General features: G+C 41.0%; 11 protein-coding genes and 1 tRNA gene. 6 read left to right on the top strand and 6 right to left on the bottom strand.

The features are described 5' to 3' along the window. Window positions 1-15: 15 nt before the first annotated feature. Together MHN32_RS22555 and MHN32_RS22550 are read left to right on the top strand one after the other, a co-directional pair. Window positions 16-91: transfer RNA gene (locus MHN32_RS22555), tRNA-Glu, on the top strand. 279 nt (window positions 92-370) lie between these two features. Further along, window positions 371-1,960: a PAS domain-containing methyl-accepting chemotaxis protein gene (locus tag MHN32_RS22550; RefSeq protein WP_102057493.1), complete on the top strand. Its 1,590-nt coding sequence runs from the start codon at window positions 371-373 to the stop codon at window positions 1,958-1,960. Between the two features lie 121 nt (window positions 1,961-2,081). Here the strand turns inward: MHN32_RS22550 and folE2 are convergent, their stop codons facing one another. Further along, a complete protein-coding gene (folE2, locus tag MHN32_RS22545; protein WP_239422867.1) occupies window positions 2,082-3,002 on the bottom strand; it encodes a GTP cyclohydrolase FolE2 in 921 nt (306 codons plus the stop codon). A gap of 321 nt (window positions 3,003-3,323) precedes the next feature. On the opposite strand from folE2, the gene arcB reads away from it, so the two are divergent. After that, on the top strand, window positions 3,324-5,645 hold the full coding sequence (arcB, locus tag MHN32_RS22540; RefSeq protein ID WP_010607596.1) for an aerobic respiration two-component sensor histidine kinase ArcB: 2,322 nt from the start codon (window positions 3,324-3,326) through the stop codon (window positions 5,643-5,645). A 6-nt stretch (window positions 5,646-5,651) separates the two neighbouring features. Here the strand turns inward: arcB and arcA are convergent, their stop codons facing one another. From arcA to trmB, 5 genes are all read right to left on the bottom strand, one after another. After that, window positions 5,652-6,371, bottom strand: a complete 720-nt coding sequence (gene arcA / locus MHN32_RS22535) for a two-component system response regulator ArcA (RefSeq protein WP_010379411.1) — start codon at window positions 6,369-6,371, stop codon at window positions 5,652-5,654. A 107-nt stretch (window positions 6,372-6,478) separates the two neighbouring features. After that, window positions 6,479-7,000 carry a YfiR family protein gene (locus MHN32_RS22530; protein ID WP_010607597.1) on the bottom strand — a complete coding sequence of 174 codons (522 nt, stop codon included), beginning with the start codon at window positions 6,998-7,000 and terminating at the stop codon, window positions 6,479-6,481. Continuing rightward, window positions 6,997-8,619 (bottom strand): HAMP domain-containing sensor histidine kinase, encoded by a 1,623-nt coding sequence (locus tag MHN32_RS22525; RefSeq protein WP_102057490.1) that lies wholly within the window; start codon window positions 8,617-8,619, stop codon window positions 6,997-6,999. The genes MHN32_RS22530 and MHN32_RS22525 overlap by 4 nt, the downstream gene beginning before the upstream one ends. A 164-nt stretch (window positions 8,620-8,783) precedes the next feature. Beyond that, window positions 8,784-9,812, bottom strand: coding sequence for a methyltransferase (locus MHN32_RS22520; protein ID WP_239422866.1), 1,029 nt, complete (start codon window positions 9,810-9,812; stop codon window positions 8,784-8,786). An 80-nt stretch (window positions 9,813-9,892) separates the two neighbouring features. Next, on the bottom strand, window positions 9,893-10,618 hold the full coding sequence (gene trmB / locus MHN32_RS22515; RefSeq protein ID WP_010607600.1) for a tRNA (guanosine(46)-N7)-methyltransferase TrmB: 726 nt from the start codon (window positions 10,616-10,618) through the stop codon (window positions 9,893-9,895). A 143-nt stretch (window positions 10,619-10,761) separates the two neighbouring features. Here trmB and mutY point away from each other — a divergent pair, with 143 nt between their 5' ends. The 3 genes from mutY (at window position 10,762) to MHN32_RS22500 (ending at window position 12,394) form a co-directional block, all read left to right on the top strand. Further along, window positions 10,762-11,823: an A/G-specific adenine glycosylase gene (gene mutY / locus MHN32_RS22510; protein ID WP_239422865.1), complete on the top strand. Its 1,062-nt coding sequence runs from the start codon at window positions 10,762-10,764 to the stop codon at window positions 11,821-11,823. Window positions 11,824-11,888: 65 nt separating this feature from the next. Further along, complete coding sequence (locus MHN32_RS22505; RefSeq protein WP_010379401.1) at window positions 11,889-12,161, top strand: oxidative damage protection protein; 273 nt, start codon at window positions 11,889-11,891, stop codon at window positions 12,159-12,161. A gap of 86 nt (window positions 12,162-12,247) precedes the next feature. Then, window positions 12,248-12,394, top strand: coding sequence for a hypothetical protein (locus MHN32_RS22500; protein WP_239422864.1), 147 nt, complete (start codon window positions 12,248-12,250; stop codon window positions 12,392-12,394). Window positions 12,395-13,265: the final 871 nt, after the last annotated feature.

Below are 13,265 nucleotides of genomic sequence, written 5' to 3'. Positions count from 1 at the left end.
TGCAAAAAATTCTGCGTCCCCTTCGTCTAGAGGCCTAGGACACCGCCCTTTCACGGCGGTAACAGGGGTTCGAATCCCCTAGGGGACGCCACTTACTTTCCATCTTCTATTCTAATCATATTCATATTGCCTTTCTTAGTTGTTTAAGTTCAGAACTCTGCTAGCTTTTATATTAACTTTCTGTTGTTCGTTAAGCATTCATACCAATTTGTCTTAGTACTTGATCCTTCAAAATAGCACACTTAATTGTGTAAATTGGTATCAAATCATATTTCACTATGATCTCAATCAGTCTTTCGGTGAAATCTCTTACGGTTTTTAAGAAAGTAATAATTTATTATCTATTGCCCTTTTTAATCGAGAGCGAGCTATGACAAAAGGTAGAGCTGATTACACAGGAAAAGAGAATGATTATCCAAGTTCTTACAATCTACTTTCAACGACAAACGTAAAAGGTCAGATAAAGTATGCGAATTCGCAGTTTTGTGAAGTTGCAGGGTTTTCACTTAGCGAGTTAGAGGGGAAGCCCCATAATATCGTTAGGCATCCAACAATGCCTAAAGCCGCTTTCAAGAACCTATGGGATTATATCGAAACGGGTAAACCTTGGATGGGAATGGTTAAAAACCGCTGCAAGAATGGCGATCACTATTGGGTTAATGCTTTTGTTACTCCTATTAAAGATGCATCAGGTAAGACTGTCGAATATCAATCGGTAAGGACAAAGCCGAGCCGGGAGGTCGTTAACCGTGCAGAGGAAATCTACGCAGATTTAAATAATGGTGTATCACCAAGTAAATTTACTCGAGCTTCTTGGTCTTTGTCAGCTCAAATGATGGCAATAATAATTGTTTTTTATGCCTTAACCATGTTGATCTCAGCTTTATCATCACCTTGGAATTACCTCGCTGAAACTCTACTTACTCTTGCTGTTTTATTTATTACTTATTCTCGCCTTGCTCCAGTGCGGTCGCTCAGCGAAAAAGCAAAAAAAGTATACGATAACCCTCTGATGCAAAAAGTGTATCTCAATAAGGTTAATGATGTTGCATCTATAGAGCTTGCTTTACTCGCTAGAGAATCCGAGCTTCGGGCTGTGCTTGGGCGTGTTAAAGATGCTAGTGCCACCGTTTCAGAATACGCAACCAAAACGATGCAAGAATGCAAAACGAGTTCTGATATTTTAAATCGACAGCAAGCGCAAACCGGCTCCTTAGCAACAGCAATTAATCAGATGTCTGTTTCGATTGGTGAAATAGCCTCTAATACTAACAATGCAGCGCAGCAATCCGAAGCGGCGCTTGAATCCGTTGTGAGAGGCAACAAAGCCGTTGATGACAATATGGAGAATAATTATGCTTTATCGGAAGAGCTATCTCGCACTCAAAAAGACATAGAAGATCTTAATGCGCAAACGGTTAACATCGAAGGGGTTGTTGATGTGATCCGTGGGATCTCCGAGCAAACCAACTTACTCGCTTTAAATGCTGCTATCGAGGCTGCACGTGCAGGTGAACAAGGCAGAGGGTTTGCGGTTGTTGCTGATGAGGTAAGGGCGCTTGCGCAAAGGACACAAGATTCGACAACCGAGATTAATGGTATTATTGCCGATCTGAGGCAACGAGCAGAGAGGGCAGTTACTGCAATTCAAAGTGGAGTAGAGCGTTCTTCTGAATGTGTAGTAAAGGCAGAAGGCACTAAAGTGAGCCTTGAAACGATCAACACAATAGTAAATGAAATATCAGGTTTGAACTATCAAATTGCGACATCGACAGAAGAGATGTCGAGTGTTTCTAATGAGTTGAACGCAAATGCAGTGACAATTTCAGGCCTTGCGGATGAGTCTATGAAAAGTGCGCGCAAGACGCATGAAACGATGAAAAATACAGAGCAGGCTTTAGAAAACCAAGAAGTGCTCGTCGAGCAGTTTATTCGCAAATTAAACCGTGCCCACCGTTGAGTGGATAACTTACGGTAATACAGCACTTACTTCGTTGTGTATGGGAGGAGATTAATCAGAGCTATCTAGCTCTGATTAATAATAGTAGTCAACGGAGCGGCTCTAATACCAATTGCTATAATTAAACGTTGTAGCCGTCTTCAACCCCTTTCACGGCATAAGCTACAGCATCATGGGCGTGAAGGGATTCGTAATGGTTGATTTTAACGTAGAAATCTAAATAAGTTTGCTGGTTTAGCAATGCTTTTAACTTCCTCGCTGCATCTTCACAAAACATTAGGTTTTGGCCGTTAAGGCGCGCAAATTCTTGTTCATCTTCTCGTTTTACTGCGGCTTGAACAGGAGTTTTTAACTCGTTTTCAACCAATTCGATCAGATCTAAAATCTCAAACTCACTACTATTATCTGTGAGCTTAACTTTTATATTTGCAATCGAGCGCTGAGAGTGGGGGGTTGCAACGATCCCTTCTGTGCTACCTAGCCAGTCATGCACACTATGGAAATCTAATTGTTTACCATCAAAAGCTTGTTGGAAAGCGTTTTGGATCAGTTGACGAGACAGTGCAGCTGAACAGGGGCAAGTAGACGAGTAAGCAACGTCAAGCGCCAGTTCTAGCTTGTAAATACCGTTTATCAACGTCGCATCAAGGGTAATTGGGTATGATTTCCATCCCATTTTTTTACTTAAAAGCGAAGGGCGTCTGATAGGCAATTCAAACTGTAGTGTTACTTTTGCACCTGTACTTAAGTCGTTATGCGTACTTAAAAAGTTATCTAACAACTGTTTTAGAGTTTTTGGTGTAAGTATTTGCTCACAAGAAAGCGTGTCAAGAGCTAGAAAGAGGCGTGACATGTGAATGCCTTTTGCGTCTTCTTTTTGCAAATTAACAAAAGCATCGGCTTTGGCTGTAACAGTAACTTGATTTAGGCCTTTGCTTTCTATTACTAAAGGCAACTCTATGTTACCCATGCCTACCCAGTCTAAAGTTCCCGTTTGTAACGCACTAGCACTGTGTGCAATGTCTGGCATGTTATTTTGCATCGACGTTCTCTTTTCTCACGACTTAAAAAACGGGCATATTACACGAAATCAGATTAAGTTGGGATGGTGAGCTTAAATCTATCCGCACTAAATTAGATGATTTGTGCATTTAGTGATACAGAGTCTCATTTCTGTTATCTATCATTCTGCTTTGCGTACATGAAATTGACTGAATGATCTGACCCTGCAATTTCTATACTCGCTTATTACTAGGGCTTTTGTATAATATTTACTTTGAGGGCTTGAAAAGCAATTCAGTCAGGCTCAAGCGGTAGAATATAAACTTGCCTGACAAGTGTTTAACAATGGTGAAGTAATAATATGACAGAAAATTCGTTTGGCTCATGGGCTCGAATTTTATCAAACTTGGTAGAAAAATACGGCAACAAGCGGGCGTTTGCCATCGCTTATGCTTTTACGCTCTTCGTTGCAGTTATTCTATCTTGCATGTTTTACTATGTTGCATTAGGTGTAGTTGAAATTGTCGATATATCGGCACTCTTTTTCTTAACTGCTGTTATTGCGCCGGCTCTCATCATGATGTCCGTCGCAGCAATGCGGGAGGTACATTCATCCAAGGCTTATTTGGAGTCGGCAACACAACAAGAAAAGATGCTGAACCAAACGCTAAAGGATAATATTAATCGTTTAAATAGTGAGATTGACGAGCGTAAAATTGCTCTGCATGCTAAACACCGCGCGATAGATGAATTAAGAAAAGAAATTGCAGAACGTAAAAAGACCCAACAAGAACTTGCGCAGCAAGGTATGTTGCTGCGGAGTATTGTTGATTCATCTCCTGATCTGTTCTATTACCGCGATGAAAACGGTGTATTCGCAGGTTGTAACAAGATGTTTGAATTAGTGATGGGCAAAAGCAGTGAAGAACTAATTGGTAAGTCAGTCGAACAGATATATTCAAAGCAATATCTTCCAAAAGTACTAGAAACAGATAGCCAGGTATCAGAAACACAGCAACCATTAACACTTGACGTTGAGTATCCTGTTGAAGGCGAGTCTCGTTGGTTTGAAATGCGTAAGCTGCCATTTATCAACGATAACGGCGAATATATAGGCTTGCTGGCCTTTGGCCGTGATATTACTAGTCGTAAAGAAGCTGAGCAGGCGTTAGAAACTGCGTATAAGGATAAAGGAAAGTTTATTGCTACGCTAAGTCATGAATTAAGAACCCCGCTTAATGGTATTGTTGGTCTGACGCGCATGATGTTAGACACTGATCTGACGGCGCAACAAAAAAGCTGGTGTAATACCGTGTTTTCAAGTGCGGAGACGCTTGGCAATATTTTTAACGACATCATTGATTTAGATAAAATTGATAGGGAGCAGCTAGATATAGCAACGGACAGTATCAATGTCTCTGATTTTATAAATGATGTGGTCAACTTTGCAGGCCTAATTGCTGATCAAAAGGGCCTAGAGTTTACTATCAATCGCTCTGGAATATTGGACGTTTACGCATTACTCGATCCGACACGTTTGCGTCAGGTACTCTGGAATCTAATTAATAATGCGGTTAAGTTTACCCACAAGGGTAATGTGACGCTGGAATGTCGCCGCGAGAATCGAGATGATGGACCATGGCTGACAATTAGTGTTATAGATACTGGTATGGGAATATCCGGAGATCAGCTTGAGCGGATCTTTGAAATGTATTACAAGGCTCCGGATGCATCTGGTAGCAATGCAATTGGTTCAGGAATTGGCCTTGCTGTTACTAAAGCTCTCGTTCAGGCTATGAAAGGAACGATAGCGGTTACTAGCCAAGAAGGTAAGGGGAGTCGTTTTGATGTTGAGATCCCATTACAGCTATGTAATGCACCGAAAGAACAGAGCTATGCTGGTAGAAGTTTGTACATTTTACTTGTTGAGGATGTGCCGTTAAACGCGGAGATTGCGACAAATCTATTAGAGCAGCGTGGACATGAAGTTATTTGGGCTGAAACTGGCGAGGATGCGCTCTCATTTGTTGAGACTGAGGATGAGCTAGACCTAATTCTATTGGATATGCAGTTACCAGATATAAATGGTGACGTAGTCGCGCGTCAAATAAGAGAAGACAGTCACTTCGATCACTTACCGATTGTAGCCTTAACCGCGAATGTTAGAAGCGCTGAGCAGGAGTTAGAGGGGATCAGTGTTCAGGGGGCTTTGGCCAAACCAATAAATACCACTAAACTCGACAAAATGCTCGCAGAATTATTTGGAATTGAGGCACAAAAAAACAAACAAAGCATTGATATTCGAGAAGCATTGTCACAGCCCGAATACTCAGATTTAGATATAGAGACCATTTGCGATTTTGTTGAGTCTATGGGGGCTGCTGCATTCCAAAGAAGCTGTGACCTATTTACCAAGCTCAATCCTAAGTACTGTCAAGAACTCAGAGAGGCTGTTGCACAAAATGATATTGAGGAATACGGTGCGGTTGCACATAAAGTTAAAGGTGCTGCTGGCTCTGTAGGGTTGCAACTTGCCCAATTACAAGCAAAGAAAATGGAATTAGAGTCAGAGGGTAAAGAGGAAGCGACACTATTGGATTGGGTATCTGAGTTAGAGGTTAAAATAGAAGAAGGGCAAGAAGCCCTTCATCCATTAATTGCAAAACTCGCTGAAGATCAGTAAAAACGATTATTGAGCGTCGAGTTTACCAATGAAACGGTAACCTTCACCGTGAATTGTACTGATTAATTCAGGCGTGTTGTTATCAGTTTCGAAATGCTTACGAATACGACGAATAGTAACGTCAACAGTGCGGTCATTTGCGCGAAGTTCACGACCTGTCATGTGCTTGATAAGCTGTTCACGGCTAAAAATACGGCCTGGAGAATCTAGCATTAGACGGAGTGCTCGATATTCACCTTTTGGTAGGCGCTTTGAATCACCTGTTGGGGATGTTAAACAGCGACTGTTTTCATCTAGCTCCCAACCATTAAAAGTAATAACGCCGTTGCTATCAATTGTTGACTCTTCTGCAGACGTGCCAGTACGAGAGATCAGGTTGCGAGCACGAATCGTTAGTTCACGCGGGTTAAATGGTTTTGTGATGTAATCATCAGCACCAATCTCAAGACCAAGAATGCGGTCAACATCATTGTCACGACCTGTTAGGAAAATAAGGCCGATGTTTTTCTTCTGGCGTAATTCACGCGCCAAAATTAAACCATTTTTACCAGGAAGGTTGATATCCATGATTACAAGGTTTACATCATCATTTGATGTCAACTTGTCATGCATGTCATCGCCATCAATGGCTTCGATTACTTTGTAACCTTCCGCTTCAAATAAACTAACGAGGTTCAGTCGAGTTACGTCTTCATCCTCTACAATTAGAATGACTGGCGTTTGCATTATTAATTAACCTTTTCGGAATATATAATTTACAATGTGTCCGGACTTATATAATAAATCCGAATATTTACGATTATAGGAGCTTATCCAATTGTTAACAAGTAAAATCAGTTGGGATGAAACTTGGATACGGCAAGCAGCCTTGAGCGCACGATGAAGTACTGTTTTTCTAGGGCTTGCTTATTTATATACAGTCGAATTTTGCTCCCTTCTTGGACCAAAGAAGCAATCCCGCCTCTTTCTAAAAACTCAATACTTTCGCCCACGGTCAACATGTTTGACTCTATTGTATCGGTCCAAGCGGACAGTATATCATTTTCGTTAGTTTCATCAATGTATGTGATATCGCAAGCGCTGGAAAGTTCCTTATAGCTCCACGTTTTTTTTGCTTCTACGAGTTTAATCGGTTTTCCTCGCACGTTCAGCTTTGTTGCACTTTTTAGTTCAGAAGCGGGTCCTGATTCGAGAGAATAAAAACAGAATTGGAAACTGGACTTTGTGTTTTCGTCGGGAAACTCGACGAATTTTGCCATCTGATAGAGAAAGGCTGAGCGAACCTGATCTGGGGATTTTGCAGCTGAATATAAGGAAACAAATAAAAGCAAAATAGTCAGATTAATCAACCTCATTTTAGATCACCTGAAAGTGGGAGCGTTATAATAAATTTGGCACCTTGGCTAAATTCTTCATCTAAGGTGATTGTTCCCCCAAGTGCTTGAGTTACTAAGTTATAAACTAAATGCATACCTAGACCGCTTCCACCCTCACCTCTACGAGTGGTTACAAACGGATCGAAGATACGCTTTTTAATTGCTTTGGGAACACCCATCCCGTTGTCTGCATATTCAATCGCGAGTTGCCCCATTGATGACTTTACTGTAATTGAAATGCTGTTGTTTTGTTGGTCTTTAAAGCCATGGAGTAAGGAATTAGATATAAGCTGCTCTAGCACTTGTTGTAATGGTCCTGCTTTACTCTCGATGGCAAGTCCAGTGTCACAGTCAATGGTCACTTCAGGCTGTTTCGTGGAGAGTTCAGCTCGCATAGATGCTACGACTTCAGTAAGCAGGTTTGACAAATCTATTCGTGAGTTCACTTCTAGATCCTGGCTTACGGCAAGGCGCTTAAAGCTAGAAACCAACTCAGCCGCTCGGTTTAGGTTGCGGTAGATGAGATCAAGGTTTTCAATTCCATCTTTAACAAAGCGCTCTAACTGCTTGGAGGTTAAAGACTTTGTTTGAAACGCTTCGCGAATATCGGATAATTTATCTCTTAATAGCGTAGATCCTGTAATACCCAAGCCGATAGGGGTATTTACCTCGTGCGCAACGCCAGCCACCATCTGCCCCAGCGAAGCCATTTTTTCGTTCTCGATGATTTGGTTTTGATATTGATGCATACGCTCTAACGCGTTCAGCAGTTCTTGGTTAGCCTCTCTTAGCGCAATTGTGCGTTGATTAACTTTTTCCTCCAAGCTCTGGTTGAGTTGTTTTATTTCTTGCTTGTCAGCTTTATGACGCTCTAGTTGATTCTCGGTGCGAGCTAACATGATATTTAAATTATTCGCCAGCACGTTTAGTTCTGCGATATTGCTGCCAGGAGCTCTAGCACTGTAATTATGGTTCTTCGAAACGTCTTGCAATAGCGTTGAGAGTTCTTCAATTGGCGTCGCTATACGCTTTTGGATCCCTCTTGAAACTAGCAATACAAGGAGCAGGACGAATAAGGTGAGTGCAATATCTACCAGTATTTTTTTATTAATATAGTTAGAAAGTCGCTCAAGACCTCCGCGAACATACACATAACCTTCAATATTGCCTTCATAAACAACAGGTTTGATTAGCTCAATGTAATCTTCTGAGACCTTAGGGGTCTTCAACTCCTCTATTTGATTAACTTTTAGTGGTACCGGTGGTGTTCGACTAGCGTTGTAACTGGTAAAAAATACAGGGGTGTTGGTTACGTCATCCATAGCATATATATGGATGTTTTTAATTATGTCTACTTGCTGAAAAGATTTGAGACGTGCATCTTCGGTCTTTCGATCATCGAACAAAATAGTGATCTGAGAATTAAAAGCAACGATGTCAGCTATCATCTCTATCTTATTGATGATTAATTGCTTTTGTTCTTTTACATCAAGGTAAGTGGAAATAGAAATGGATAAAGAGAGACACAGCGCAGTTACAAGCATCACTGCGCTGATCAATACTTTTCTAATGCTTGTTTTTGTTAATTGCTTACTCATTCTTATTCCAGCTGTATGATCAGCCTTGGCTGCGGCTACAGAGCTTTTGAGATTCAGTAACTCATTATAATAAAGTAGAGCAAATCTTTGAAAATGAAAAGATAAAAGGTCGGTTTGAGTGAAGGTTTACTTGATATATGCAAGTAAACCTTAGAGCTAGTAAACTACTGCGCTTTATAGATGGCAAATTTAGTGTTTTTAGTGACAACTTCAAACTGTTCAAATTGAGCTTCTAAAATAGGAGGATATTTTAGGAAGCTATTTGCAACCAACTGAATATTAGACTTGGTATCCATATGACGCTTGATGTTATGTAGAAATTGTTCAGCGATATCATAGTCTGTTGAAAGGCCCGTATGAAATGGTGGGTTGCTCAATATAAGGTTGAATTTACCGTTTAGCTCACTTAAACCATCGCTAAGCAGCAAAGTTGCACCGAGGTTGTTCAAAGCCAAGGTTTGCTGCGTAGCATATAGCGCAAGTGCATTGACATCTAAACAGGTGAATTTAAGTGTTGGGCTGTTCAATAAGGCGTAGCAGGCGATAAGCCCGGCACCACAGCCAAAATCTAACACTTTGCCTTTATAGGGAAGGATGACATTTTCCAGTAATAGCTGAGTCCCAGCGTCGAGCTTCCCATGATTAAATACACCGGGCAAACTCGCGGCGGTGAACTCGGTCTTGGCGATACGCACTGAAAATGTCTGTATGTAATGGCTTACGTCAAAATTTGGGTTGGCAGTAAGCTGATCAAACTCATATAAAACACAGTGTTTTGCGCTTTCTAATTTATAACAGTGTGCAGCGTGCTCTTTAAGTTGCTTTTCTGCACTTTTAACCCCACTTTTGTTTTCGCCAACAACGAGTAACCTAGTTTCAGCCGTGCTCAAGTGGCGGATGTTATCAAATACCATTTGCGCTTCAGGTTTTGATTTAGGGTAATAATAAATAACTAACTCAATATCTTGCAACTGCGGTAGTTGATGGTCTACATAACTCTTAACATCGGCAATTTTATCGGCGTGAAGGTGGTCTGCAAAATCGAAACTAAACGCATGAATTGCCGAACTTGGATTGAGCGCTTTTAATTCACGTAGGAAGCCATCGCGCTGATGGTTAATAACCAGAATATTGTTGGCAATAAGCTCTTCTTCATTACGAAGTAGTAATAAACTCGGGTTGGTAAACTGCAACGCTAACTCCTAATGAATGTACTCAAATAGCTGGGCGATGAAGCAGCCTGTTGAGCCGCTCCATTATAAAGAGGGGTTGTTTAGCTAATACGCTCGAACATTAAGTCCCAAACGCCATGTCCTAAACGATGGCCTCGTTGCTCAAACTTAGTCAGCGGTCTAAAGTCTGGACGAGGAACATAGTCATTGCTTTGCGACTGGTTTTTATAACCAGGTGCTGCACTCATCACTTCAAGCATATGCTCGGCATAGTTTTCCCAGTCAGTTGCCATATGGAACACACCACCGACTTTAAGCTTTTGGCGTATTTTTTCAGCAAACTCAAGTTGTACAATGCGACGTTTGTGGTGACGCTTTTTATGCCACGGATCAGGGAAGAATAACTGTAATTTAGCAAGGCTGCCATCAGCGATACAATCTGCTAAGATTTCAACAGCATCATGTTCAAAAACACGTAAGTTAGTGATGCCTTGTTCATCTGCATCCATCAAGCAAGCACCTACACCTGGACGGTGTACTTCTATGCCAATAAAGTTTTGTTGTGGGTTATTTCTTGCCATCTCAACGAGAGACTTACCCATACCAAATCCAATCTCAAGAACGACATCATTGCTGTTACCAAATACTTCAGTAAAGTCTAGCAAACCTTGTTGGTGTTCCAGTCCCATTGTTGGCCAGCATTTTTCTAGCGATGCTGCTTGGCCTTTAGTAAGACGTCCTTCACGCTTAACAAAGCTACGCACTTTTCTGATGTACTTGCCTTCTTCCTGCGCTTGTTCGAGCGCACTTTTGCTTGATTCGTTCATGGTCATTTCTATGCTCGTGAAAATGGTCGCATATTATCGTCATTCAGTTGGCAATAAACAAGTATAGAGTGAAACTTTACGTGGTGACTATTAAAGCGATTGTGATTACACTGGCGGCTTTGTAGCAAGTACTAGTCAAGTTTATGAAAGTTAGCCAGCAACAAGCTAAGTGGTTTGGTGAGCAAGTTGTGTCTTGGTATCACCTTCATGGTAGAAAAACACTGCCGTGGCAACTCGGAAAAACGCCGTATAAAGTATGGGTTTCAGAGGTGATGTTACAGCAGACTCAAGTAACCACAGTTATTCCTTATTTTGAGCGCTTTATGGCGCGCTTCCCAACGGTAATTGCGTTGGCCGATGCACCGGAAGATGAAGTGTTACACCATTGGACTGGGCTTGGTTATTACGCCAGAGCAAGAAATCTTCATAAAGCTGCAAAGGTGATCAGAGATAGTTATAAGGGTAAATTCCCACAAACATTAGAAGCGGTGATGGACTTACCGGGCATTGGTCGCTCTACTGCAGGCGCGATACTCTCTCTTGCGCTTGGTCAGCATCATCCAATACTCGATGGTAATGTTAAGCGGGTACTCGCTAGGTTTTATATGGTTGAGGGCTGGTACGGAGTAAAAAAGGTCGAAAATCAGTTATGGTCTTTGAGTGATGCCGTCACGCCAAGCGGTGATGTAAGAGCATTTAATCAGGCGATGATGGATTTAGGCTCAGGCGTATGTACCAGAAGCAAGCCAAACTGTGATGTTTGCCCACTTGCTGAGGAATGTTCAGCGTTCAAAAATAATCGGGTTAAAGAATTTCCAAACCCTAAACCCAAAAAGGAGAAGCCAAAAAAACGTACTCACCACTTAATAATTAAATGTGATGATAAAGTTTTGATGGAGAAGCGTCCTTCGAGTGGAATATGGGGTGGGTTGTTCGGCTTTTTTGAGTTTGCAGAGCAAGATGAATTAGACGCGTTTGTTAAGCAGCAAGAACTTAAACTTGAATGTACAAATACACTTGAACCTTTTGTGCATATTTTTACGCATTTTGAGTTAACTATTACCCCCGTGGTTGTAGAAGTAAAAAACATGCCAGATTGTGTGCATGATCAGCAATTACTGTGGTTCGATACTCATAATCCACCAGAGGTTGGGCTCGCTGCGCCGACTAAAAAGTTGGTTAAAGTATTAACCGCAATAGGGTAAACTGACGCTATCACTGGTGCTGACTCTCATTGAGTGCACGATTAAAATTGAAGAGGTAGATACTCATGGCACGTACGGTATTTTGTCAAAAGTTACAAAAGGAAGCGCCTGGACTGGATTTTCAACTGTATCCAGGAGAAGTTGGTGAACGTATATTTAATAACATCTCCAAAGAAGCTTGGCAGCAATGGCAGCATAAGCAAACTATGCTAATTAACGAAAAGCATCTTAATATGATGGATCCTGAGCACAGGCAAATGCTTGAAGAGCAGATGGTCGGCTTTTTGTTTGAAGATAAAGAAGTCGAAATTGAAGGCTATAGGCCACCAGAAAAGTAAAGCGTCTTTAATGGGTAAGTAATCAACTGGATGAGGCTTCAGGTTAAGGGACTACATTAACGAGTTTCTCAAGCTCGTTGAAGGAAATGGAAGTAATACCAATTTGTTTTACCTATATGGATGTTGGTGCCTTGGCTATAGCAGGATGTGGTAACGCTTATAACCACCAAGGCCGAGTAAACAAGTTGCCCAGCCCTGAAGTACCTATTGAATTAACCTTTCATCAAATATGAAAGGTTAATATAGGTGTTTACTTAATACAGTTGCTACAAAACTTAGTTACTTAGTTTTCCTAAATTTTCAAAAAGATTTCCTGCTTTCCATTGAGATACTCTGCGTAAATCGCTCCTAAAGTGCCATCAGGAAGTTCGGTAATATTCGTACTAAAAGAGTCTTCAAAGCTCTTTATCCATCGTCGTGAGGAAAACTACTCTTCTTCGTTAAAGCTATGGCTATATAGATGACCTGCTTGCGTTGTGTAAAGTAGCCAAGCTAACCTATAGTACTCTATTAATGAAGCGTTCTTAATAGTTCCAGTAGCAAGGCGTTGAATTTCAGTATAGCTCTCTCCATCTTCAGACTATGATGGATTTATGCTCACTAGAATAATAAGTCAATAAAACGCGCTGATCTGCTAACGACATATCTATCTTATAATCGTAGCCTGCTTATCCACCAATCTTTATTTGCTCACTCTAACTAATTAAATCTTTAGGTGTTTTAACGAAAATGACTGTTTTGTGTCTTTTTAGGTACTTTCATGTAACTAAGAACATGATATGTTTTAACATCTGTAAACCGCAATGGTCCTTTTACACCAACACCATAAACCTGATAGTTCAAAGTATCTGTTGGTTTTTCTCCAATCCCAGAGGGGAGGTTTGATCATCACCAGATGATCCTCCTCCACAAGCACCTAGCAGAGATATCGCTGCAGCTCACAAACGGCTTTTTTGTTAGTTTTTTAGGTCACTAAGCATTTTAATTTAGTTTTCCTAAAATTAATTAACCTGAGGTTTGGATAAGGAATGTTCCAACTCATTGTTGCTAAAGCACAACTTAGTTTTCTCCTTATCTAGCCAGAGAGTTTTAGGGAAAACAAGG

It is taken from the genome of Pseudoalteromonas sp. Of11M-6, assembly GCF_022347905.1.
Taxonomy (GTDB): Bacteria; Pseudomonadota; Gammaproteobacteria; order Enterobacterales; family Alteromonadaceae; genus Pseudoalteromonas.
Note: the sequence above shows the minus strand (reverse complement) of the source record. Positions and strands in the feature narration are given on the sequence as shown.

Excerpts from the sequence above, each read along its gene's own strand:
- MHN32_RS22550 (WP_102057493.1), top strand. The coding sequence starts at position 371 with ATGACAAAAGGTAGAGCTGATTACACAGGAAAAGAGAATGATTATCCA.
- folE2 (WP_239422867.1), bottom strand. The coding sequence starts at position 3,002 with ATGCAAAATAACATGCCAGACATTGCACACAGTGCTAGTGCGTTACAA.
- arcB (WP_010607596.1), top strand. The coding sequence starts at position 3,324 with ATGACAGAAAATTCGTTTGGCTCATGGGCTCGAATTTTATCAAACTTG.
- arcA (WP_010379411.1), bottom strand. The coding sequence starts at position 6,371 with ATGCAAACGCCAGTCATTCTAATTGTAGAGGATGAAGACGTAACTCGA.
- MHN32_RS22530 (WP_010607597.1), bottom strand. The coding sequence starts at position 7,000 with ATGAGGTTGATTAATCTGACTATTTTGCTTTTATTTGTTTCCTTATAT.
- MHN32_RS22525 (WP_102057490.1), bottom strand. The coding sequence starts at position 8,619 with ATGAGTAAGCAATTAACAAAAACAAGCATTAGAAAAGTATTGATCAGC.
- trmB (WP_010607600.1), bottom strand. The coding sequence starts at position 10,618 with ATGAACGAATCAAGCAAAAGTGCGCTCGAACAAGCGCAGGAAGAAGGC.
- mutY (WP_239422865.1), top strand. The coding sequence starts at position 10,762 with ATGAAAGTTAGCCAGCAACAAGCTAAGTGGTTTGGTGAGCAAGTTGTG.
- MHN32_RS22505 (WP_010379401.1), top strand. The coding sequence starts at position 11,889 with ATGGCACGTACGGTATTTTGTCAAAAGTTACAAAAGGAAGCGCCTGGA.
- MHN32_RS22500 (WP_239422864.1), top strand. The coding sequence starts at position 12,248 with ATGGAAGTAATACCAATTTGTTTTACCTATATGGATGTTGGTGCCTTG.